The following is a 23959-nucleotide window of genomic DNA, read 5'->3' as shown; positions in this document are numbered from 1 at the left end:
GGCCCAGCGTTGGGCCTTGTTTTAATTTTGGTCTTTGAGCAACTGCTCAATCTGTTGTTCTAGCTCGTGGTATGATTGACCATACATCGGCAAGCGTGGCTGCGCCGTTTTGCCATCCCACTGCAACACATACCCATCTTTGGATTTACGTTTGAGTTTACGTCCAATCCCCAGCGACACCGAAAACAGATTGACAAAGCTACGCGCACCAACGCCCACAAATGGCTCAAAGATTAACTTTGGCTGATCGGCCGCTTCTCGACCCTCCCATTTTTGCATGATGGAGTCTTCATGCATCATCAGGGCTTTACTTTTAGGGTATGGCTCAACAAAAACGACCTTTTCAATACCGGCAGAAATAATATGTTTGGCGCAGTTATGACACGGAAAAGTCGTTACAAACAATGTCGCCCCTTGTGTTGAAATGTTGCTTCGACTACAGCTGAGCAAGGCATCCATTTCAGCATGGACCACCCGCCCATATTCGGTAATTTTTTTGATTTTACTTTCTTTTAAGATTTGCTGAATTTGAAGTTTTAATGGCGCTGTTCGTTCTTGCTCCACCGATTGATCAATCACCTCAGCCAGTTGCTGAAACAGGTCATCGATAATTTTATTTTTTTCAATGGTATTGGCATCGAAACCACGCATAAAATCACGGCCCGATTCGAGATCGCGTACCTCGCCTGTCTCATCATCTAGATACGGCCAGTAAGTACCGCCTTGAAATTTCGGTACATCATTCGATCCCACTGCTAAAATCGTATTGTTACGCGCAATGACTGCCCCAACCTGTCGCGACAGATCGGCTGAACGTACACTGGCAGTAAACGACATATAGGTCGCAAACTCGTTAAAGGTTGGCGTGATGTACGGGTCTGCAAACAGAATTCTTAAAAAGCGTAAACACGATGCCCGTAGCTCCAGCTCAGGTTGACGTGATTGTTCAGGATTATACTTATCGAGCTTTAAAAAATAATCGGCCAAGTGAAACGCTTCACTGGTGTGCTGACCATAAGCATTGGCTTCGCCTTCGTCGCGCTCAATCAAGATGCGGGCACTTTCCGGGCTAATGCCATAATGTTGAATCAATGAACTGTGACGCGCCGTTTTTGATTCATACAACGACAGCTGAAAAAAACCATTGGTATAAATTTGTCTGAGCGCCTGAATTTCGGCTTCATGCTTTAACGAATCGATGATATAGGCTACACGGCGCTGGCTTGCATCTTGGTCTGGATGTTGTGCCTGCCATGCTTGACGGTGCTTGGCAATCAGACGTGCAATCTGAAGGGCCAAAAAGTCGGTATCGTGGTCATGGCGCAGCTGATTGCCGACATCCATATAACGATAAATCCGTTCAAATGCATTCAGTGGATGTGCTGGCTCGTCGACATGCTGCGCCAGAATATCTTTGGATACCGTAATAATCTCGACGTCGTAAGCAAATTCGGTTTCTAGCAGATCGGTGAGTGTAGTGGTCAGGATATTCAGACTACTTCCCACCGCCCCAACTAAACCAATAATCAGTTCATTGCTTACTTTTTGTATTTGCTCTAGCAACCGCATTCTCCAGCAAACAGATTGACAGACTTGATTAGTGTAACGTGTTTAGATCAAAAAAGATCGCATGCGGCACATTGGTCCGCTGCGATCTGAATGAAATCATACTTGGTAATCAACAAGCGGTTATTTCACGCTCGCCTGCTGCTGAAACTGCGGTGAGCGTGGGCCATAAAGTAGCCCTATTCCCGGATTTGCAGGCGTTGGTGTAAGCATTTGATAATTGACTGCGCTGGCAATTGGGTAAGCACGGTCATTTAAGCTACTGGCAACCTGTTCGACCAATGCACCGACCAGAGCACTAATCAAACCGCCATTGCCGTTATTGCTCGACTGCGCAATTCGCTTGCTGCCACTCCAGAGCACATCTCCGGTTTTCAGATCGATCAATTTGGCATCGGCGGCCACTGTGGTCACACTCTGTAGCACCTGATAGCTCGATCCGTATTCCTTCACACGGATATACAACCCGGCATCGGCCCCAAAAATCTCCTGCAACTTCTGCGGTGCAATCGATTGTGCATCGCTGCCATTGGTGACCCCGTTTTCTTTAAACATGCTATCGACAACAGCCAGCGGGAATACATAATAACCCGCTTCTGCAACCGGTACGGTTACACTCGACCAATAGCTGTAGGTCGCTTTGACATCGGGTGAATCATTGACCGGTGGCAAAACCAGAATAGATTTAGGCATATGCTGCTGATAGGCCGTGGTGTCTTTTTGCAATGCAGTCGAACTGGCACACCCTGTCATCAGTGCGGTTGCAGCAAGGCCAAACGACATTAAAAGTGATTTCATGAGCGTACCTGACCCGTACTTGCCGTGAGTTTTTTCGAAAGACGATCCATCAAAATGCTCGATTCAGGATACACCTGCTTCTCAAGCTGAAAATACTCGCCTGCTTTTTGGCTGTTGCCTTGCTGGAGGTACATTAGCCCAAGATGTGCGTATAGTCCTGGCGGAACAGCCAGACCTTTGCCCTTCGCTTTTTCAATATCGGCTTCAAGCTTGATAATTTGCGCGGCCGGCGTGGCTTTCTGCGGCGCACTGTACATCAAGTACGACTGCTCAGGATAACTTCCCCAGCTATACAACGATTTGGGTGCAGAAACACAACCTGTAAACAGCACACTTAAGCTGCTCAATAGAATTAGTTTTTTCATTTGCGGTGGCTCGGCTATTACTGCATCGACCAACGATTCGACTGGATATCGGTCACCAAATGATTAACAGCTTCGCGTACAGCCAAATCCAGAACCTTGCCATTTAAGGTTGAGTCATATGAAGCGGTAGAGCCAAAGCCCAACACCTCACGGGCACTCAGCGCATATTCACCAGCGCCTTGCACCGAATGCACTACTTCAGAGGTGCGTACATCCACCACATTTAAATTGACTTTGGCATAGGCAATCTGCTCTTTACCACGGCCCAAAATACCAAATAACTGCTGATCGCCGACTTCCTTGCGCCCAAATTCAGAGACATCACCAGTAATAACATAACGCGCACCCTTGATGGCTTGTGTGCCGTTACTAAAGCCTGCTTCTTGTTTGAGTTCAGACAAATTATCGCGATTTAAAACCGAGAAATAGCCCGATTGCTGCAAATGGGTTTCCAAAATGGTTTTGGCTTGTCCGCCTAAACGATCGACGTTGTCTGAAAAAATCCCGCGCATGTAGCTTGAGCGATTATCAAATTTACCAATCGAAACTGGTGTTTTTACCCCTGCGTATCTTACTTGAGCTGTTGCAGCAGTAACCTGCGGGCTCTGAATTGTTTTAGATGTTTCTGTTGTTGAACATGCGCTAATAAGAGCAGATGCTGCCAGCGCACTGAGAATCAATACATTTTTCATTGTTTAATTAAAGATATGGTTTTAAAGAGAACACATAGTATAAAAAAATTTAACGCGGCTTAATATCTTTAGATTGGACTTATTTTAGTGCGTGATCGGTCGAATAAATACATGCGGGTATAGCGCCATCCATCGGGCACAGATGAATCTAGACCCACATACAATAGAATTAATTACACTTTGCCGTTTGAAAACCACGATGTGATTTAGCGCGTGCGCACTGGTAACTCTGTTGTTTATTTTGCAATTGCCATGCATTGTCGAGGCGCTTAAACATATATTCGGTACGCATCGCACGGACTGAATCGTCTAGCAAGCTGGTTTGAATCACGGTAATACGTGACACAGTCGGCGACTCGGCGCGGTTAAATACCTGCTCTATCGAGGTATTTTGATAATCTTTGGCAATTTCAGGTTGCGCATGGAGCACCTGTTGCATTGGCGTTTGGCCTGCTTTGTCCTTAAACGGCATCAATTTACTGGTGGTGGCACAGCCGGTCATGAGTCCCACACATAAACCTGAAATCGCAGCTAATCGTAACATCGTCATCCAATACATCTTGAAAATAAAAAAGCGTAGCATCAAGATGCTACGCCCTAAAGGATTACAATGTGGTAACTATGTAGTCACACATCATGATTCTGCTTATAAATCAAAGAGTTTACCCGGATTCATAATGCCTTTTGGATCAAATACTTTTTTCAGTGCTTTCATGTATTCGATTTCTTCAGCAGAACGTGAGTACTCCAGATACGGCTTTTTGGTCATGCCCACACCATGCTCGGCAGAAATCGAGCCATCGTATTTTTTAACCGTATCAAATACGTACTTATTGACCACCTGACACTTTGCAAAAAATTCGTCTTTGCTTAAGTTTTCAGGTTTTAAAATATTCAAATGCAGGTTGCCGTCACCGATGTGACCAAACCAGCAGATCTCAAAGTCCGGATAGTTTTCTTGTACAATGGCATCAATTTCACGGATAAACGCCGGTACATGAGTAATCAACACCGAGATATCGTTTTTATACGGAATAAACGGCGCAATCGATTCTGAAATATCCTCACGCAAACGCCATAGGTTGGCTGCCTGATCCAGTGTCTGGCTCATTACACCATCGTATACCCAGCCTTGTTCCATGCAGTGTTCAAAAATTTCCATCGCCTTGTCCATAATAGGCTCATACGGCGCTTCAAATTCAAGCAACACATAAAATGGGCATTGGGTTTCAAACGGGCGCTGAACATGTCCGTGATCGAGCACTTTTTGCATGGCCAATTCGCCAAAGAACTCAAATGCAGTCAGGTCAATTTCTTTTTGAAACGCATGTAAAACTGGCATGACCGCATCAAAATCTGGTACGCCCAGTACCATCACCTGTAAGTTGTGCGGTTGACGCTCAAGTTTGATTTCCGCTTCTGTGATCAGGCCTAAGGTACCTTCGCCACCAATAAACAAATGCTGTAAGGCATAGCCCGTCGCATTTTTGATCATGCCTTTATTCAGACGTAAAACATCACCCTTACCGGTGACCACGGTTAAACCGAGCACCCAGTTACGGGTCATGCCGTATTTAATTACTTTAATACCGCCGGCATTGGTGCCAATATTACCGCCAATCTGACTTGAACCCGCAGAGGCAAAATCGACCGGATAATACATGCCTTGTTCTTCGGCATAGTTTTGCAACTGTTCGGTCACCACACCTGCCTGCACACGCACCATACGGTCTGCAGGATAAAACTCAAGGATCTGGTTCATTTTGTCCATGCTGATGACAATTTCACCGTTGGCTGCAACAGCACCTGCTGAAAGTCCGGTACGTCCGCCAGATGGCGTAATCGCAACATTAAAGCGGTTGGCAAGCTGAACCACAGCTTGAACTTCTTCCGTAGTCGACGGAAATACGATGATGGATGGATTCGGATCAAAATGCTTTGTATAGTCCCGCCCCCAATTTTCAAGGCTATCGGCATCTGTTTTAATGCGGTTTTCACCGACAATTGCCGTTAATTGGGTGAGTAACTCAGGTGTTAAAGCGACTGGAGCGTTCATCGTTTGCAGACCTAGCAAGAAGTAACAGGTGGGAAGAGACCATCGCATCACGGCACAAGCGCAATACGGGCAAGGCCTCTTAAGCATCTCAAGTCTGAGAGCCAAGCAGTCTATTTATTTTACATGTAAGCGCCGAGCGGATAAAGCGTATACGCACGCATAATGCATATTCGCTTTTAAAACTTGTAAGAAAACACGAATAAATCTATAAAACGCACCGCTTCGGGGCATGATGGCGCGACATTTCCCCTGCAAATACACGCTTTCCGATGACAAGTCGGTATATAAGAAATGAACAACTTGCATGACTCTGTGATATGATACCGCGACTAAATTTGGCCTTTGTAGCGGAGCCGTAATGAGCCAACATCTATCACTACCTAAAGACAAAATTCGTTTCTTGTTGTTAGAAGGCGTTCATCAAAACGCCGTCGACACGCTTCATGCAGCGGGTTATACCAATATCGATTATCGTAAAACAGCACTGGATGGCGATGCGTTAAAAGACGCCATTAAAGATGCTCACTTTATTGGTATTCGTTCCCGTACTCAATTAACCGAAGATGTCTTTGCAGCTGCGAACAAGCTCATCGCAGTGGGTTGTTTCTGTATCGGAACCAATCAGGTAGATTTAAAAGCAGCAATGGCACGTGGTATTCCTGTATTTAACGCGCCTTATTCCAATACCCGTTCAGTGGCTGAACTGGTGCTTGCGGAATTAATCCTTCTTTTGCGTCGTGTCCCTGAAAAGTCGGCAGTCTGTCACCGCGGTGGTTGGGACAAATCTGCAGTGGGTTCGTATGAAACACGCGGCAAAACATTAGGTATTGTTGGTTATGGCTCCATCGGTTCTCAGCTTTCAGTATTGGCTGAAAGTCTGGGTATGCACGTGATTTATTACGATGCAGTAACCAAACTTCCAATGGGGAACGCGCGTCAAGTCGGTTCACTCGACGAACTTCTGGCCACTGCGGATGTAGTGACCTTACATGTTCCTGATGTACCGTCTACACGTAACTTCTTCAAGAAAGAACAGTTTGCCAAAATGAAAGAAGGCGCAATCTTCTTAAATGCGGCACGTGGTACGTGTGTGATCATCGAAGATTTGGCCGATGCGCTAAAATCTGGTCACCTTGCGGGTGCGGCTGTTGACGTATTCCCGAAAGAGCCAAAAGCAAACGGTGAAGAATTCGTATCTGCCTTGCGTGGTCTAGATAACGTCATCTTAACACCGCACGTGGGTGGTTCAACCATGGAAGCGCAAGCGAACATCGGACTTGAAGTATCTGAAAAGTTTGTTGCGTATTCAGACAAAGGTATGACGCTTTCTGCGGTGAACTTCCCAGAAATCGCATTGCCACTGACTGAAGGCAAACATCGTTTATTACATATCCATAAAAACGTGCCGGGTGTGTTGTCTAAAATCAACAACCTGTTTGCAGAGCAAAATGTCAATATTTCAGGCCAAAGCCTGATGACCAAGGGTGACATTGGCTATCTCATTATGGATGTCGATGCATCGGCGTCTCAAGAAGCCCTAGACATGCTCAATCAGGTTGAAGGCACAATTCGCGTTCGCGTCTTGTTCTAAGCCTGTATGTTTTGAAAAGCCACAGCACAGCCTGTGGCTTTTTTACGTGTAGATCGATTATGATCGGCAAAAATATACCAAACATTAAAAATGTCTTTATCTGATTCCAAATCTCATCTACACGCACTCTTGGTCCTCTTGATTGCGATGATTAGTGTGCAAAGTAGTGGCTCGTTGGCCAAAATGCTGTTTGCACAGTATCCAGCACTGACCGTTTCTGCAATGCGTTTATGCTTCGGGGCGCTTATTTTATCGGTTATTTTTAAAGCATGGACCATCAACTGGGGGCAAATTCGCTGGCGGGCAATTATCAGTTATGGCATAGCACTGGCCGGAATGAATGCGCTGTTTTATTTGTCACTCCAGCGCCTACCACTAGGTATTGCCGTGGCTTTTGAGTTTATTGGGCCATTAAGCGTGGCCCTGTTTTACGCACGGCAAAGATACGATCTGCTCTGGGTGGGGTGTGCCATTCTGGGCCTGATTTTGCTGTTTCCTTTTGGTCAAGCACAGCATGGCTTAGACAGCTTGGGCATTGTACTGGCACTCGCGGCTGGCGCCTGCTGGGCGTTATATATTATTGCGGGCCAAAAACCTTCAGGTGTTTCGGGAAATCATACTGTATTTTTGGGAATGACGGTTGGCGCACTGATTTTATTGCCCTTTGCCTTGCTCAGCGGAAATATTGGTCAGGTGTTTGAGTTTCCAAATCTTTTTCTATTTATTATTCTGGCCATCTTGGCCAGCGCTTTACCCTTTTCACTGGAAATGCTGGCCTTGAAGCGTTTAACGCCATTAAGCTTTGGAACTCTAATGAGCCTCGAACCTGCAGTTGCCGCATTTTCGGGATTTATTTTTCTGGGTGAAATACTGCTTTGGAATCAGTGGTTGGCCTTGGCGACCATTATCACAGCATCGGTCGGTTGCACCCTCACCACTCAACGTGCCCGAAAAATGCAGGATTAAATCATTTAAACTGGATCTCTTTATGCCCAATTCAACGCTGATCGCCGTGATTGCAATGCTGCTGTCCATGACCTGTTATCAAATCAGTGCCTCATTTGCCAAACAGCTGATTGCCGTACTTGATCCTTTGAGTGTGACCATTTTGCGTTTATGTTTCGCATCGATTCTGGTGTTTATCATGTTTCGCTCATGGAAAATCTTGCGTAAGCTGCCAGTACTCGCTTGGCGCGATTTACTGTGTTATAGCGCAGCACTGGCCTTAATGAACGTCCTGTTTTATATGTCGCTGGGCAAATTGCCGCAAGGTATTGCGGTGGGGCTTGAGTTTATTGGGCCACTGGGTTTGGCCTTGCTGTCGATCCAGCAGCGTAGTGATTCGATCTGGGTTTTGTTTGCAATTTTAGGGATTGCCCTGATGGTACCTTGGCAAGATGCAGCACAGGCCAATTTTTCATTGTTAGGTGCAGTGTTTGCTTTGAGTGCGGGGCTGTGCTGGGCATTTTATATTTATTTTGGTCATAAAGTGGTTCGGCAAAATATTGGCATGCACGCCTTAACCATTGCCATTACCCTCTCTGCCGTAGTGCTACTTCCCGTGGGGCTCATACATCAGCCACAACATCTGCTTCAGCCAGCATTTTGGCCTAAAGCACTGTTAATTGCAGTACTGGCAACTGTTATTCCCTATGCTTTAGATCTGTTTGCCCTCCAGCGCTTAACCAAGCTCAGCTATGGCACTTTATCGAGCCTGTCACCGGCACTGGCAGCACTGGCTGGACTGATCTTGTTACATGAGCAAATTACCGCATTGCAGTGGCTGGCATTGGGCTGTGTCATTTTGGCCTCGATTGGCGTAACCTTTAAAAAGAAAGTCGATCTTGCTACCTAAATAGTGCAAGATCGCACAGTTACAGACCAAGTAGACAGGTTACACAGACGCTGTTTTTTTGTACTTGGCATACTCGTTCAAATATTGCTTGCCCAGTTTCTCTTTTTCAGCATCGTCGAGAATTTTACCGGCCTGCTGAAAAAACTTGTGTTCTTCTTCTTTTAAATGATGATGTACTTTGTCGGCCAGTTTTTTCGCCGTTGCAATCCAGCTTGGACTGCTCATATCGGTTTGTTCTAACTCTTCGACCATTTCATCCATTTCGTGGTGCTCGGCCAGAGCATGGCGTGTAATATCCAGACCGGTATCGTTAAACATCAGTGGAATATACAAATAGCGGTCTTCTGCCACCGAGTGTGCATACAGTTCATTTTTCAGTGCATCAAACAGTTGTTGGCGCTCATCGCTATCCCCACTGGTTTGAACCAGTTGTTCAGACAAGTGACGCTGTTGGTCGTGGCTTTCACGTAAGGCTTCAAAAATATTCATGTCATATTTCCTATTCTGGCTATTTATAATTTTGGCTAAACAAGAAAAAAAAAGAGCAACCTGCGCATCAAGTTGCTCTTAGAGTGTATGTCGAATTTTGAAACTAAATTGAATACTTCGTGTCAGTGCTGTGTATCAAAAACGTTGTAGCCGAATTTATCCTGTCACAAACATTTGATAACCAATACGGCAAATCAAGACAGATACCAGAATTAAAAAGATAATCCGGACAAAGCCACTGCCATATTTCAAGGCCACACGAACACCGACCACCGAACCAATCACGTTGGCAACGGCCATCATCAGACCAATTTGAAAAATGACATGACCTGTGGGTGCCAAAAAGCTCAGTGCTGCCAGATTGGTCATAAAATTACCAATTTTAGACAAGGCAGAGGCATGTAAAAAATCAACATTTAGAAAACGAATAAAAAAGAAGATGAAGAAACTGCCCGTTCCTGGGCCAAAAATACCGTCATAAAAGCCAATCAGTAAACTGCCAATTGCTGCAAGCATCAGGAGTTTGGGGGTAATCGAGATTTCAGAATGCACCTGCCCAAAATTTTTCTTGAGCAAGGTATATACTGCAATCACGATCAGCATCACAAACACAAATGGTCGTAGAAACGATTGTGGAATCAAGGACAGACAAGCAGCGCCCAGAAACGAGCTGATCAATGCACATACAGCAATCACTGCCAGTAATTTCCATTGAAGTTTGACCTTGCGAACAAAGGTATAGGCTGCTGATGCTGTACCAAAAATCGATGATAATTTATTGGTACCAATCACCGTTGCTGGCGACATTTGCGGAAATGTGCTCATGATGGCGGGAATCTGAATCAACCCACCTCCCCCAACAGCCGCATCGATTGCACCTGCACAAAACGCAAAAAAGATTAAGCTGAGTAGAACTTCAATTTCCATCTGAGGTTATGCCTTATAAATTTAAAATACGTTTCGGCACCAATCTTTTTTTATCTGTAATTTCAGCGAGTCCTAGACATCTTTCGCCATCAAACACCAATACTTCTGACGCTGCATCATGATCGATATTGCTTTCTTGCCCGTTGCAGAAAAATTTCAGGCGACCGTCCGGAATTTGAACCTTTGGTAAATATTCAACTGGTGCATAGGGCGGCAATAATAGCACATCACGCTCAGATTCATTGAGCTGTTCTAAATATTCAAGCGTGTATTCTGGAATTAAATCAAAATGGCCAGTCTGAGTTCGGTGTAATGCTTTTAAATGCCCACCACAACCGAGTGCTTCACCAATGTCTTCACCCAATACACGAATATAAGTACCTTTGGAACAAGTCACATCCAGCGTGAGACTATCGGCATTAAAATCGATCAAGCTTAAATCATAAATCGTGATCGGTCGTGCTTCACGTTCAATTTCGACCCCTTTACGCGCTAGCTCATACAAGGGACGACCGTCACGCTTGAGCGCCGAATACATTGGGGGAATCTGCTGGATCTCACCGCGAAACTGCGCCAATACCGTTTCGATGAGGTCACGTGTCAATACAGGTACAGGGCGAGTCTGGACAATGTCACCCTCAACATCACCTGTCGTGGTGGTTTGACCCAACTTGACCACGGTTTGATAGCGCTTGGTTGAATCGAGTAAATAATGCGAAAACTTGGTCGCTTCACCTAAACAAATCGGTAAAAGTCCGGTAGCAAGCGGATCAAGCGCGCCCGTATGCCCGGCTTTTTGTGCACGAAATAGCCAGCGAACTTTCTGTAAGACACCATTTGAACTCAGACCTAGCGGTTTGTTCAGTAAAAATACTCCACTAATTGGACGTTTGGATGGCTTACGAGAATCTGCGGTCATAATCGTACTGTGTGTCAATAAAATCAGCCGCCATGGTATCAAATCCGTTCATCCGTTTTTTAATTATTTCGCCAGAGATATGCTATTTTTTTAGTGAGATTGATTAACATCATCATCGAATAAAAATAAGTGCGGTTTGGAATGTTGTATGCAAGGATCGAAAAAAATTTATATCTGGACAGGTGTCCTCGGTTTGGTGGTCTTGGTGACCTTACTGGTGATGTGGTTAAGGCCTGCGGCTTCATCGGCACAGCGCAGTGATGTGACTGCAACGCAATTGTCGGCAGCAAGTGCTGTGCATCCTTCTGCACAAAATGCTGCCAACACTCCAATGCCCTTTAGCAGCACCAGCCAACGCGATACCGAGATCAATTGTCAGCTCAAACGTGATGGATCGAATCGGTTGGTGGTCAATGAGCAAACGCGCAATTGCTTTGAATATTTCCTAACACAATATGGTGAAAAATCCATAGCCCAAATTGATCAGGATTTTAAAGCCTACCTCGCCGCGAGTTTAACCGATCCTGCTTTAAGCCAGACCACGGACTTGTGGCAACGCTACTTAAAATATCGGGAGGCTCTGGGCACCCTACCTGAACCTGCTGGCCCTAAAAATGAGCTGGCTTACTTCCAAAGTGTTTTTGCATCGCGCATGGCACTTCGGCAGCGTTTCTTTTCTGCCCCCGAGATTGAAGGCTTATTTGGCTCAGAAGATCTTTATAATCAGTACACGCTTAATCGTATGCGCATTTTAAATAACAATGCACTGAGCGATGTAGAAAAGGCCAAGCAACTGCGGGCACTGTTTGATCAGTTACCTACAGACTGGAAAGCCAATCTGGAACAGCTTTCAACACTCGATGATTTACGTCAGCTAACTGCCTCCATAAAACGTAAAGGTGGCTCAGCACAAGAATTACACGATATGCGAACCCAACTGGTTGGCCCCGAAGCCACTACTCGTTTAGAAAATCTCGATACACAGCGTACAGCGTGGAAAGCCACCGTGACCCAATATCTTGATGCGCGTCAAAGCATTTTAGACAGCTCTATGAGCGACAGCGCCAAGCAAAAAGCCATCGAATCACTTCGCAATTCCACTTTTAGTCGCCAGCAAGATCAAGTGCGTATTCAAACCTTTGAAGCCGCGAAAGATCGTGGTCAGCGCTTGCCACTTACAGAATAATTCACAATTTGATCATCTAAGCAAAAGGAGTTGAGCCACACTAAAAATAATTTTTGTTAACAAGGACATAACATCCGATTTGAACATCATTAGCAGATTCAAATCCAGAAAAAATAAATGCAGGGAACATTTCAATGAAAGTTAAATTATTACTCAGTGGTATTTTAATGGTATTGGCTCAGCCGGTTCTGGCCAGTTCTGCAGCTATTCAAAATGCCAAGACATCCTTTGTCATTTCAAGCTATGCCCAGACCAAGTATCCAATTGTACTGGCACATGGCTTATTTGGTTTTAATAAACTGGGTACAGAAGCCTTTGGTCTGGATTATTGGTATCAGATTCCGCAGGATTTAGCTAAAAACGGGGCAAATGTCTGGACCACGCGCCAATCAGCTGCTAATACCTCCGAAGTTCGTGGTGAACAGTTACTGGCCGAAGTACAAGATATTTTAGCCATTACCGGTGCGCAAAAGGTTAATCTGATTGGCCATAGCCATGGTTCACAATCGGTTCGCTATGTGGCAGGGGTACTGCCGGATCGAGTCGCTTCGGTGTCTACTGTGGGCGGGCCTGCAAAAGGAGCACCTCTGGCCGATTTAATTTATAAATCCTTAGCTGGAACGGTACTTGAAGCACCGATTGCAACACTGGTCAATGCAGCCACCAACTTCATTACCATTGGTCAACTCGACGATCCACGCCAGTATCCGATGGATTCACTTGGTGCAGCCTATAGCCTCTCGACCGAAGGCGCCAATAAGTTTAATGCCACTTTTTCTGCTGGTGTACCCACAACAGCTTGCGGACAGGGCGCAGCCAAGGTCAATGGTATTCAATATTATTCATGGAGTGGCGCCAGTGTTTTAACCAACCCTGTTGATCCAACCGATTACCTACTTGGCCTTACCAGTGTGTTTAGTGGCCAGAATAATGATGGCCTGGTACCGGCCTGTAGTAGCCATATTGGTACAGTCATACGCGACAATTACGTGTTGAATCATCTGGATGAAGTAAATCAGGTACTTGGGCTTCGCTCGGTCTTTGCTCAAGATCCAGTATCGATTTTCCGTCAACATGCCAATCGTCTCAAACTGCAAGGCTTATAAATTAAATTTCAAACATAAAAAATGCGCCCAATGGGCGCATTTTTTTGCAAGCATACAACGTTAAGATTAACCTTGTTTGCGTGCTGGCAATTTTTCACGAATACGTGCAGCTTTACCAGACAACTCGCGTAGGTAGTAAAGTTTAGCACGACGTACGTCACCACGACGTTTCACTTCAATTTTAGCAACAACTGGTGAGTGAGTTTGGAAAACACGCTCAACACCAACACCGCTAGAAATTTTACGTACTGTGAATGCAGAGTTTAAACCACGGTTTTTCTTCGCGATTACAACACCTTCAAATGCCTGAAGACGCTCACGGTCACCCTCTTTTACTTTAACTTGGACAACAACAGTGTCACCAGGAGCAAAAGCAGGGATATCAGATTTCAACTGTGCATTTTCAACAGCTTGAACTAAAGGATGTTTACCACTCATTGTGGAATCTCCAATATGTGCGGGCGAGAAGAGGTCTCTGACGCCGCTGGGGATAGAGGCTAAAGCGCATATCACCCTGTTTAACTTTCCCTTTAAAGCAACATTACCTTAAAGAGCCTATTATTCAGCTTAAACAATGTTTAAGCAGTAACTCGAAGCATGGCTTCTCGTGGGGTGCAAGGACAAACTCACACTTGACTTGGCTGTCCTTACTTATCTTTTAGCCATTTTTTTTGCTGCGCACTCAACTCGACGTGCTCAACCAGCTCTGGTCGGCGCTCAAGTGTACGTTGGTAACGCTGCAAAAACCGCCATTTTTCAATATTGGCATGATGCCCCGATTTAAGTACCTCGGGTACATCTAGCCCTTCAAAATGATCAGGCTTGGTATATTGTGGGCAATCGAGTAAACCATCCACAAAAGAATCTTGTACATGTGACTGTTCGTCAGACATTGCATCGGGCAAACGCCGAATGATGCTATCGAGGAGTACCATTGCTGGCAACTCACCGCCTGACAGGACATAGTCACCAATCGACCATTCCTGATCGACATAGTGTTGAATCAGTCGCTCATCGACCCCTTCATAACGTCCGCAAAGCACAATCAATCCATCATAATGAACGAACTGCTGCACGGCGGTTTCATTTAAGGTTTTGCCTTGTGGCGACATGTACACTACAGGTGCATGTTGACAGCCTGCTTGCATGGCAAGCGCTTTTGCATGGGTAATTGCTTTTGCCAGTGGCTCGGCCATCATTACCATGCCAGGGCCTCCACCAAATGGACGTTCATCCACTCGTTTGTAATTACCCTGTGCAAAATCACGTGGGTTGATGCAAGTGACTTTTGCAATCTGACGCTTGGTTGCGCGTCCACTAATTCCGTAAGCCGTAATTGCATCAAACATTTCTGGAAAAAGTGTTATGACTGCAAAAAACATCGCAGACTCCTATATTTTCCAACTGCGTTTGTGGCTAAGCCCACGATTTTAGTAATCTACGCCCCAATTGACGTAAATTCGACCTGCTTGCAGATCGACACGTTGTACCACATCTTTATGCCATGGAATCATTCGTTCTTCAGCATCCACACTGTCCGCAGTCGCACGTACGACCATGACATCATTGGCACCGGTTTCAAATAACTCATGGATTTGACCTAAATTCACTTCATGCTCTTCTTCATCCAGACCCAGTACTGTCAGGCCTTTTAAATCTGACCAGTAGTACTCGTCTACATCTGCTTTCGGAAGTTGTGATTTTGAAATCCAGATGGTGGCACCCACAAGGTTATCTGCTGCTGTACGGTCACTGACATTTTTCAGCGAAACAACCAGCCCTTTGCCATGTGGCTTCCAACGTTTTACATCGACAGTTTGCCAACCTGCTTTGGTCTGAATGTACCAAGGCAGGTAGTCAAACATGTTGCTCATAGGTTCTGTATTGGAATACACCCAGAGCCACCCATTTAATCCATAAGCGGAACGTAACTGTCCAATCTGAAGACGATCTTCAGGTACATTCTGTGTTGGTGTCATGGGCTACCTACTACAAATTATGCAGCAGTTGTAGCTTTTTTAGCTTGAGCAGCCAAAGAAGCAACACGCTCAGATGGTTGAGCACCTTGAGATACCCAGTGAGCAAAACGATCAGCATCTAAACGTAGTTTCTCAGCTTGACCTTGAGCAGTCGGGTTGAAGAAACCAATACGTTCGATGAAACGACCATCACGTGCATTACGGCTATCCGTAACAACGATTTGATAGAATGGACGTTTTTTTGCGCCACCGCGTGCAAGACGAATAACTACCATGATAAAAGCCTTATAATTCTTACGGATTATCCCTGCGCCGACCATCGGCAACACTTCAAACCCCTTTCATAGAGGGCAGTATTCTACGTCAAATCGCAAACGAATGAAAGATTAAATTTTGACTTATCCATAGTTTTGAATTTATTTTCCATCCCAGTCCGAGGCGCTACTCAAGCTGCAACTGCTGCTGCCTTTGGCCCAGTACTTTTGTCCATCCTGATTCAAACATACAATACCATTTCCGGCCTGCATCGTTGATGCATTGGGTGTTGCCGTCAGCACATAGCCCTGATTATCAGTATCGAGCGTTAATCCTAATGTATAAAATGCTGTTCCTGTAGCCGGAAAATTCGATGTAATACCCAAACCGCTGAGTGAAGCATTGGCATAACTCCGATTCACCACTTTATAACTTTGTAATTGCTGCGCCACACGAATCAACTCGGCCTGAACCTCACCGCGATTCACTCGTATTTTATAATTCTGATAACTCGGATAGGCAATTGCCGCCAGAATCCCAATGACTGCCACCACAATCATCAGCTCAATTAAGGTAAATCCTTTCTTTGCTTGCATCACCATGTCTCCGAACCTGTACCGCAGGTCGTAAAATCGATATTGTTTGTTGTTTTATTTTTGCAGCGAAACCCAGTACTGGTCAGAAGCAGCGAGTAATTATTTGAATCGGCACTACTGGCTTTAATTGCCCAATCCTGTGTATTTAAACTCAGATCTAATGTGTATTTTTGCGACCCACTGCTACTGTTTAATGGCAATAGTAAAGCGGTATCGCTCGCATTCGCGACATCGTAATAAGGCCCTTTACTGTCGGCTGTTCCTTTTAAGGCAAAGCCTGAATAACTAAAGTTACGTGAACGATGTCGTTCTAGCAAGGCTGCAATTTTCTGCATTTCTTGCTGTGCCGCTGCCAGATTAGAGCGACGGACGTATTCCTGATAATTCGGAATCGCAATGGTGGCAACAATGGCAATCATGACCACGACCACCATCAGCTCAATTAAGGTAAACCCTTGCGTGCTACGCGACATAGATGCGCTCCTGATTGGATGATGACAGCTCACATCCCCATAAAGAGATGTGAGGCAATCTGCATTTAAGGGGTGTACTGTTCATACCATTTTAATGGCACAATTTGACGCCGCGTGGTTTGGGTACTTGAGAGCACATCTTTGGTCGAGTCACGATCGGTTGAACTTCCCCCCAAGATTTGTCGGGTCGTTACGCCATTGCTGGTGGTACCAGCGCCAATCGTCACGGGTAAAATGCCTTTTCCAAGTTTAAGTGTTGTTGTCAGGTCAGCCGACTTTTCGCACACACCATATGGCAGACAAAAGCGACGGACACTACTCAAACCTTGCACACCAATTGAGCAATCTGCCACACGTCCTTCTTGTGCAATCGGATCAAAAATACTCACATACAGGTTTTTATTGATGACCACAGGTTCATCCATCACCTTTTGCTGGTTGCTTAATTTGGCATACCAACCATATTGCGGACGATTGACCATGGTCAGCTCCCCATATTTTGGCAATTGTGCATAAGCGACTAAATTTTTATTGTTTGCTGCCATATCACGGGTGCTAAAACTCACCTGTGTGACATCGTTGTCGAAAAGATTAAATACCACCCCGGCACTTTGATCACTAATCGGTAAACTGCGGTTAGTGGTTGCAATACTCAACACAGCAAGTGAATTGGCGCCATATCCATACACACTAAAAATAGGTGCTTCATAAAAACGTAAATTGGCATCGGTTAAATCACTTGGTTTATTGTTTTGCAGATCGAGTAACTGTGCTGCCTGTGCAAACTGTTGAGGATTACTGCCGTTATTAATATCGACACGCCAGAGTTGTCCGCCCAAATCACCAAAGTACAAATGATCGACCAGACCATCACCATTTCGATCTACTGCATTGATCCGGCTGACGACGCTATATTGCATGTTGGTTTTCAGGGCCATGGTGGCACCGGTATTGGCTGTGGTGGCCAAATTGCTGGCCCACCAGAGCAGATCGCCATTTTCGGCATCAAACATGTACACACCCGAACCAATCTTATTGCTCTGAGCGTAACTGACCTGTTCGTATCCGCCATTATTGGCATTACCATCGGTTCCACCTGCATCGTAGCCACCACCCACAAACATGACCAATTTGCGTTTGCCCTGCCAGTTCACCCATGCCACGGTTGGTTTCGACCAGCTTTGCCCCATGTACTTGATGGCATCGAAGCTTTTTCCTTCTGGAGTGGTCGATGAATAAACTTTGCCAGAAGCAGGATCAATATAGAACTTTAAGCTTGGTTTGGTTTGATCATCCCATAGGCTCAAATCCAAGGCATAATAACTGCGTCCACCCATACGTAATCCACCATAAAGGTATTGCTTACCGCAAGCGCCCGTCGAGACGCCATCTTTTATACAGGTTGCATCTGTGGCCGACTTACCAACAGTGAGTTTGCCATCTTTAGTGTTCCACACGTATTCACTGTAGGCGGTCCACGGCGCATCAATGCCGTATTGCATATTGTTAAAGTTGTCGTGTCCCTCAAGATTTGTACCTGTAAAGGCTTTACGCTGCTTGGCATTTTCAAGTAGCTCATTGGGTAAAAATGCAAATTTTTCTACACCTGTACTGGCATTGACCACATGTAAAAGCCCTTGCACGGTACCAAATACCAAATAATCATCACGTGTCAATGAACCATCATTTTTGATGGTAGCCGACTGGGTAATTTTGATTGGCGATGAATGAAGCACCATCCCGACTTTTTTATATTCAGGTTTGGCAATCAGACTTTCTTGATTATTGGTGGTTTGAATTTGATAGCCCAGCAGGTTCATCAAATCGCTACGACGCGGGTCTTTACTTTGACTTTCGCAGAGCTTGGTATAGTAGTCGTTTCCAATCAGCCCAATTGAAGCGGAAACATCATATTTTTTATCTTTCGTGATACACGCGCGATTCACGTATAACTGCCGGCTAGATGCACTGCTACTGGTCGCTGTAGGTAATTTGTCTGCAAACCCACCCGTTAAAATACTGGTTTTGGTGGATTGTATGTTGCTATTACTCCAGACATCGGTGATGGTTTTGGTCTGTATGGTTTCACCTGTATCGGCCAAATATTTTTTTACATTCCCAAACCAAGTTTGTTTGTCGTCGGGAACAAACATGTTTTGAAAAACATAGTTATCAAGATTGTATGGGGTAAGTGGATCTGTTGGCACCACAGGTACGCCTAAAAAGGTTTCCCGATTACTAATGCCCAAATTGGCATAAAAGTTATAAATACTGTTGGCAATATTTTCTGAGCTGGCTGAGTTATACCAGCCCCCTTTACCCAGTACGCCCCACCGTGCCAGATTTTTGACATCCTCGGCATCGGTTGGAAATACATTGCCAAGCAAACTGGTTAAACCATTCACCAACGTACCACCAAGCAATACGTTTAAGGTGTCCTTTAATAAATTCGGAACAATCTGACCCAATAGCGAATTATTTACACCCGTCATAGATGCTTCAAGCTGGGCTGAATCTGTAGTGCTTGGAATCGTGGTAAATTCACGCCCAACGCCAATCACACCCGTGGTGATATTTTTATCGAGTAGCTTTTTGGTGTAATTACCAATGCAGCTCCACGTGGCATAATCACGGCTACTTAAAGTGGTCGATTTTAATCCTGCCGATGCATCACACTGAAAAACGTTACTGAGGTCGAGCTTCGACAAGTCTGTGGCCGAAGTATTGAGTGAACGACCCATCAAACGCTCAATCGCATTTTGTGTGCCCAGCCCTTCCGCGCCTTGCTTAAGCAGTGCATCGGTAACCGTTGGGGTGATATTTGGTACGCCACCAGTAATCACCATAATACCGTTAGCATTACATTGCGGTGTGTCTGTCGGTGCGCGATAAAATGTAGTAGAACGTTTGCTGGAATCGACCGAGTTACTAAAGCCGCTATATTCAATATCAGCTTGTGAATCATAGCCATAGTAGAGATGTTTCTCTGAGACCTTGATTCCCAAGATGTTACCAACCACACCATTTAAAAGCCCCCCTACCACTCCATCACTGATAAGGGAGCTGACCAGATCATCATTTACCTGTATAAGATTAGTTGTTGATATTCCACCAGACTTATACTGCCAAGCATCATCCTTACACGTTACACCATCAGATTGCCAGCTATCTGTTCCGTATTTATCACATTTATAATCGTACCAGCCTAATAGTGGAAGAAATAGAATTTTTACTGGAATAATTCTCATTGCTATTTGTCTAGCACCAGTACCCTTGGTAGTGGTTCCCATTAAATAGGCACCCGTCTCTGCATAGGTACTGGCGGTTGGAACATTCCCTGCGAGTCCAAGAGTTTTGAGTAAATCATTGACGGTGCTGGCTGTACCCTTAAATTCTAATAACTCAGACAAACCTTTTACTGGATTTGAAAGAATGCTCCAGAGTTTACTAAAGATATCACCCACCAACGCTGCAATCAGTTTCGGCACAATAACCAATACATTTTGTAGATTAAAATCGCCTTTGGACTGAATATTTCCTGCAATTTTTTCGACTAGATAGTTACGATACGTGGTGGCACTCCCTGAGTAGGTCTTTTCAAAACAACGGAAATTGGTATCACTGGCTCGAGTGGTCGACAGCTTACAAGCAGGCGCCAAAATACGTCCCGCACGATCATTGGTCATAACATCAACCGGCATGACCGATATCCCGACACTGACATTGTCTGGCAGAGGTTTGAGCCCTGTACTACTATTTCCAAGCAATACGTCCGTTAAGGCATTTTTGACCCGCGAAAGTTTGTCATAGCATCGATATACACCCACCGCAGAAACACTGTTCAGCAGTTTAACATTGGCCTGAAAATCACAGGTATTTTCGATATAACTTTTGGCGTCTAGCCCGGTTGCACCCAGCAGCGGTTTTAATAAGCCATCGAGTGTTTTTACCACCAAATCTGTGGTGACTACGGTACAGTAATTACGTGCATAGTTGTATTTACTGCTCGGTGACTCTGTGGTGATCTTTAACAGCGGATCCAGACTCCCGCCCAGTAAGCCCTGTAAAGCCACCTGATCGACTGCACCTACGGTATTGGTGACCAACTCAAGCGCATCTTTATCGCCTAGCAGCCCCAGCCCACCCCCTGAACCTAAAATATTAGAGACACCTTTCCCCACACAAATAGGATATTCTTTTAATAAATCGAGTGCTCCTGCTCCCCCCATGGTGCGGGACTGATCGACCATCAGCATTAAACGCTTATCAAATTGTGCTCCTTGATGATAAACCTCGACATCACTGGCCTGAGCGTTGCATGCAATTATCAGTGAAACGCTCATCATAGCTGTACACAGCATCCGATGATGCTGAGGTGTAGCGGTACCTAGTAAGGGATTAAATCTTTTAGATTTCTTGTTTTTCATGATTGTTCTCCCTTGACCTACTTAGGTGGCTCAAAGTCAGATAAGAAGCGATACTCGGCCACTTGTGAATTAAACAAGGCCTGCTTCTGACTCAAACAACTGATGGCACTGCTGGCCGATTTATTCAAACAGGTATTGATATCTTCGGCAGATGAAAATCCGGTCATGACAGAAACTGAAGTCAGTTGTAGGCGTAAACTGCTTTCCGTTTTTGCAGTGGTAATATCGGTACCACGCGCATAGTCAGCAAATGGCTGATTGTCCGATGATGCTGCCTTTTTGATATACACCTGTGTGACCACCTGCGTGCGCCCACCCGCAGCATCGGTACTTTTACATGAGGCTTGGTTATCGACCGTGCCTGAACTATTGACCACACCCATATTGCTCATCACAAACGGCGCTGTCTTATTAAAGCAGCTCACCATTTCCTGATTAAGATTACCGACATTACGAAAATAATTAACGACACCATTTGCAGAAGCCAAGGTGCTAGTATTCACAGGATTTTGGAAATACATCAGGGCAGCATCCGAATTTTGTAGCAATAAAGCCTGAATCTGATTATTTGCAACCATTTTGAGCGAGCTGACACTTTGTCGGATGGCCAAAGTTCCCACCACCATGATCAAGAGTAAAATCATCAGCACCACGATCAGGGTTGCACCTTGTTGATTGGTTTTCATTGTGTGACATACCCCTCTTCCACCCAACCCATGGCATTTCTTAATGAAATGGTCTGAGTCACTACCTGACGCAATCGTGTATCTTGATTTGTACTGTTTAATGCAACCGACTGCCCCAACACATCAAAAGTCTTTTTATTACGATTTCTAACGTTTACATCATTGCCTGCTGTTTCATTTGACTGCACCAGTAAGCCAATTTGAATCACATTGATGTATGGCTTGATTTGCTGTGAGATACCATCAATATTTTTGGTCATTGCGGGTGTTTTTGCGGTGTCGAGATAATCTGCCACAGACACGTAATTGAGCGCTGTTGGATTATTCAAAGCGCCTTTCACATAACCCACTTTAATGCGCATATAATCGACCGAGGGAATAATAATTTGCCCCGCGCCAGACAAATCCAGTGTGGTTTTTGGCTTGCCATCTACTGCGGTTATCGTGTTTCCATTTCGCATATATTGATCGGCCACACAGCGCAACGCTTTGTCACTACCAACAAAATATCGCTGAGCCACATAGGTACCTGCGGCAAGGGTTTTGCCGGTACAGTCATAGTCGCTTTGCGTTGCCTGATAACGAATCGTAAGCTGATCACTTTTTTGATCGACATTACTGTCTCCAACTGCGCTTTTGGTCAGTGCCGTCTCGGCAAGCGTTAATAAGTATTTTCCACTCACTTGATCACTGACGTTACTTGCAGTCAGAAGCAATCCCGCATTTGCTTGTTGATCGTTGATATATGCAGATGATGCGCTCAAGTTTGCCTTTCGAACATCATCTAAAATATAGTTCACCCCAAAACTGGCACTGTCTTGAATATTCGACATGGCTTTTTGCACATTAAAACTGGTGATACTGGTGAGGTACAGCTGAATGGCTGCCGCTGTAATCAAAAGCCCCAGCGTAATGGCTACCATCAGTTCAATTAGTGTAAATCCGGCCTGATGTAATCGGGTCATTTAATAGGCCTCCAGAAAAATACACGTCGCATTGCGCTCATAACTGGTGGCACCATTTTTGTAGCATGTCTCTGAACTGCTAAAACTTTGTGCGGTTTTATCCCATGCCACATAAATGCATTGACGCCCCAAATTTGTTCCTGCATTGCTGGCATTGGGGCAGGTATTCACAATAACGCTCATACCTGAATTTGTGGTTTGGTTATAAATATATTGTAAATCACTGGTGGCTTGGGCACTGGCCTGACTACTCACAGTTGTGGCGCAGTTAGAGGCTTTGGTATAGGCCTTTGTTGAGCTGTTAATAGAACCTTCTGTGTGATACAGCTTACATTGTGTGGCTTGAGGGTTGGCACGCATACGCTCGGTTAGGTCTCGTGCAATATTGAGCGCAGCCACTTGATTGCCTGCTTCCATACTGGCACTCACCGCACGCAACTGAAGCGCTGTAAATCCAAGCACACCGATGGCCAGTAGCAACAACGCCACCATCACTTCCACTATACCGACACCACGTTGAGGCCCTGCAAGCTTCATGTGCACGCTCCTTCTTTGTAAGTGGTGTCTCCTGTTACACCGACTTCGATACAACGTGCAACGCCTTGGCGCTGTAATGAAAATTTGCTACTCGCAACTGGAATTCCTTCTACACGAAAAATCAGTTGTGTGGCTGAACCAGATGCAAGAGTGACTTCCTTATCGAGCTGCGCAACAAAAATGCGATTCTTATCTATATTTGAAATCGGAGGATTCTTTTCACAATTAGTCACGGTGCTGACGCATACGCCCGTGGTCTGGCGAATAGTCAGAGCTTGAGTGCGTGCCTCGACCAATTTCGACATTAATTCACGCGCCGAGGCATTCAGCTTTTGCCTATTGAGCAAGCTGTTAAATGATGGCACTGCGATTGTGGCCAATATTGCCAAAACAGTTATGGTTATAATGAGTTCGATGAGGGTAAATCCTTTCATTTTTTGCATATCGTCACTCCCCCTAGTGCCTAGCTTAACTTATTTTTTTACACAACC

Annotated in this window: 25 protein-coding genes; 5 read left to right on the top strand and 20 right to left on the bottom strand. The window is 45.1% G+C overall.

What is annotated here, in order from left to right; all coding sequences use genetic code 11:
• Window positions 1–21: 21 nt before the first annotated feature.
• From KCV09_RS13540 to KCV09_RS13515, 6 genes are all read right to left on the bottom strand, one after another.
• Window positions 22–1569: an anti-phage dCTP deaminase gene (locus KCV09_RS13540; protein WP_053469632.1), complete on the bottom strand. Its 1548-nt coding sequence runs from the start codon at window positions 1567–1569 to the stop codon at window positions 22–24.
• A 120-nt stretch (window positions 1570–1689) separates the two neighbouring features.
• Window positions 1690–2364, bottom strand: a complete 675-nt coding sequence (locus KCV09_RS13535) for a DUF799 domain-containing protein (protein WP_212515275.1) — start codon at window positions 2362–2364, stop codon at window positions 1690–1692.
• Entirely contained in the window at window positions 2361–2729 is a 369-nt protein-coding gene (locus tag KCV09_RS13530) for a DUF4810 domain-containing protein (RefSeq protein ID WP_004934356.1), read from the bottom strand. The genes KCV09_RS13535 and KCV09_RS13530 overlap by 4 nt, the downstream gene beginning before the upstream one ends.
• A gap of 17 nt (window positions 2730–2746) precedes the next feature.
• Window positions 2747–3421, bottom strand: a complete 675-nt coding sequence (locus KCV09_RS13525; protein ID WP_151868949.1) for a CsgG/HfaB family protein — start codon at window positions 3419–3421, stop codon at window positions 2747–2749.
• A 169-nt stretch (window positions 3422–3590) separates the two neighbouring features.
• Window positions 3591–3965 carry a hypothetical protein gene (locus tag KCV09_RS13520; RefSeq protein WP_151814896.1) on the bottom strand — a complete coding sequence of 125 codons (375 nt, stop codon included), beginning with the start codon at window positions 3963–3965 and terminating at the stop codon, window positions 3591–3593.
• Between the two features lie 102 nt (window positions 3966–4067).
• A complete protein-coding gene (locus KCV09_RS13515; RefSeq protein WP_004945052.1) occupies window positions 4068–5477 on the bottom strand; it encodes an FAD-binding oxidoreductase in 1410 nt (469 codons plus the stop codon).
• Between the two features lie 358 nt (window positions 5478–5835).
• On the opposite strand from KCV09_RS13515, the gene serA reads away from it, so the two are divergent.
• The 3 genes from serA (at window position 5836) to KCV09_RS13500 (ending at window position 8923) form a co-directional block, all read left to right on the top strand.
• Window positions 5836–7068, top strand: a complete 1233-nt coding sequence (serA, locus tag KCV09_RS13510; RefSeq protein ID WP_004934348.1) for a phosphoglycerate dehydrogenase — start codon at window positions 5836–5838, stop codon at window positions 7066–7068.
• A 90-nt stretch (window positions 7069–7158) separates the two neighbouring features.
• Window positions 7159–8034 (top strand): EamA family transporter, encoded by an 876-nt coding sequence (locus tag KCV09_RS13505; RefSeq protein WP_048764464.1) that lies wholly within the window; start codon window positions 7159–7161, stop codon window positions 8032–8034.
• 22 nt (window positions 8035–8056) lie between these two features.
• Window positions 8057–8923, top strand: a complete 867-nt coding sequence (locus KCV09_RS13500) for an EamA family transporter (protein ID WP_004934342.1) — start codon at window positions 8057–8059, stop codon at window positions 8921–8923.
• Between the two features lie 39 nt (window positions 8924–8962).
• Here the strand turns inward: KCV09_RS13500 and KCV09_RS13495 are convergent, their stop codons facing one another.
• The 3 genes from KCV09_RS13495 to truB all read right to left on the bottom strand — a co-directional run bounded on the left by KCV09_RS13495 (window position 8963) and on the right by truB (window position 11258).
• Entirely contained in the window at window positions 8963–9412 is a 450-nt protein-coding gene (locus KCV09_RS13495) for a hemerythrin domain-containing protein (RefSeq protein ID WP_004934341.1), read from the bottom strand.
• Window positions 9413–9568: 156 nt separating this feature from the next.
• Complete coding sequence (locus KCV09_RS13490) at window positions 9569–10339, bottom strand: sulfite exporter TauE/SafE family protein (protein ID WP_151814895.1); 771 nt, start codon at window positions 10337–10339, stop codon at window positions 9569–9571.
• A 13-nt stretch (window positions 10340–10352) separates the two neighbouring features.
• Window positions 10353–11258 (bottom strand): tRNA pseudouridine(55) synthase TruB, encoded by a 906-nt coding sequence (truB, locus tag KCV09_RS13485; RefSeq protein WP_088458891.1) that lies wholly within the window; start codon window positions 11256–11258, stop codon window positions 10353–10355.
• A 148-nt stretch (window positions 11259–11406) separates the two neighbouring features.
• Between truB and KCV09_RS13480 the strand changes: the two genes are divergently transcribed.
• Both KCV09_RS13480 and KCV09_RS13475 read left to right on the top strand, forming a co-directional pair.
• Complete coding sequence (locus tag KCV09_RS13480) at window positions 11407–12444, top strand: lipase secretion chaperone (RefSeq protein ID WP_212515274.1); 1038 nt, start codon at window positions 11407–11409, stop codon at window positions 12442–12444.
• Window positions 12445–12578: 134 nt separating this feature from the next.
• Window positions 12579–13550, top strand: a complete 972-nt coding sequence (locus KCV09_RS13475) for a lipase family alpha/beta hydrolase (protein ID WP_151814893.1) — start codon at window positions 12579–12581, stop codon at window positions 13548–13550.
• A 66-nt stretch (window positions 13551–13616) separates the two neighbouring features.
• On the opposite strand, the gene rplS is transcribed toward KCV09_RS13475, so the two are convergent.
• The 11 genes from rplS to KCV09_RS13420 form a co-directional block, all read right to left on the bottom strand.
• Complete coding sequence (gene rplS / locus KCV09_RS13470) at window positions 13617–13988, bottom strand: 50S ribosomal protein L19 (protein ID WP_004934323.1); 372 nt, start codon at window positions 13986–13988, stop codon at window positions 13617–13619.
• Between the two features lie 209 nt (window positions 13989–14197).
• Window positions 14198–14932, bottom strand: coding sequence for a tRNA (guanosine(37)-N1)-methyltransferase TrmD (gene trmD, locus KCV09_RS13465; RefSeq protein ID WP_004934319.1), 735 nt, complete (start codon window positions 14930–14932; stop codon window positions 14198–14200).
• A 48-nt stretch (window positions 14933–14980) separates the two neighbouring features.
• Window positions 14981–15529 carry a ribosome maturation factor RimM gene (gene rimM / locus KCV09_RS13460; protein ID WP_004934317.1) on the bottom strand — a complete coding sequence of 183 codons (549 nt, stop codon included), beginning with the start codon at window positions 15527–15529 and terminating at the stop codon, window positions 14981–14983.
• Window positions 15530–15546: 17 nt separating this feature from the next.
• A complete protein-coding gene (gene rpsP, locus KCV09_RS13455; protein WP_004934313.1) occupies window positions 15547–15804 on the bottom strand; it encodes a 30S ribosomal protein S16 in 258 nt (85 codons plus the stop codon).
• A gap of 141 nt (window positions 15805–15945) precedes the next feature.
• Complete coding sequence (locus KCV09_RS13450; protein WP_212515273.1) at window positions 15946–16380, bottom strand: type IV pilin protein; 435 nt, start codon at window positions 16378–16380, stop codon at window positions 15946–15948.
• Window positions 16380–16853 carry a type IV pilin protein gene (locus KCV09_RS13445; protein WP_212515272.1) on the bottom strand — a complete coding sequence of 158 codons (474 nt, stop codon included), beginning with the start codon at window positions 16851–16853 and terminating at the stop codon, window positions 16380–16382. The genes KCV09_RS13450 and KCV09_RS13445 overlap by 1 nt, the downstream gene beginning before the upstream one ends.
• 65 nt (window positions 16854–16918) lie before the next feature.
• Complete coding sequence (locus KCV09_RS13440; protein WP_212515271.1) at window positions 16919–21280, bottom strand: PilC/PilY family type IV pilus protein; 4362 nt, start codon at window positions 21278–21280, stop codon at window positions 16919–16921.
• Window positions 21281–21297: 17 nt separating this feature from the next.
• On the bottom strand, window positions 21298–21966 hold the full coding sequence (locus tag KCV09_RS13435) for a PilX N-terminal domain-containing pilus assembly protein (protein ID WP_025095721.1): 669 nt from the start codon (window positions 21964–21966) through the stop codon (window positions 21298–21300).
• Window positions 21963–22931, bottom strand: coding sequence for a PilW family protein (locus KCV09_RS13430; RefSeq protein ID WP_212515270.1), 969 nt, complete (start codon window positions 22929–22931; stop codon window positions 21963–21965). The genes KCV09_RS13435 and KCV09_RS13430 overlap by 4 nt, the downstream gene beginning before the upstream one ends.
• On the bottom strand, window positions 22932–23468 hold the full coding sequence (pilV, locus tag KCV09_RS13425) for a type IV pilus modification protein PilV (RefSeq protein WP_025095723.1): 537 nt from the start codon (window positions 23466–23468) through the stop codon (window positions 22932–22934).
• A complete protein-coding gene (locus tag KCV09_RS13420) occupies window positions 23465–23911 on the bottom strand; it encodes a GspH/FimT family pseudopilin (RefSeq protein WP_004945018.1) in 447 nt (148 codons plus the stop codon). The genes pilV and KCV09_RS13420 overlap by 4 nt, the downstream gene beginning before the upstream one ends.
• Window positions 23912–23959: the final 48 nt, after the last annotated feature.

This window comes from Acinetobacter soli (genome assembly GCF_018139125.1).
Taxonomy (GTDB): Bacteria; Pseudomonadota; Gammaproteobacteria; order Pseudomonadales; family Moraxellaceae; genus Acinetobacter; species Acinetobacter soli.
The sequence above is the reverse complement of the archived record's forward strand: the minus strand, read 5'-3'. Positions and strand labels throughout refer to the sequence as shown.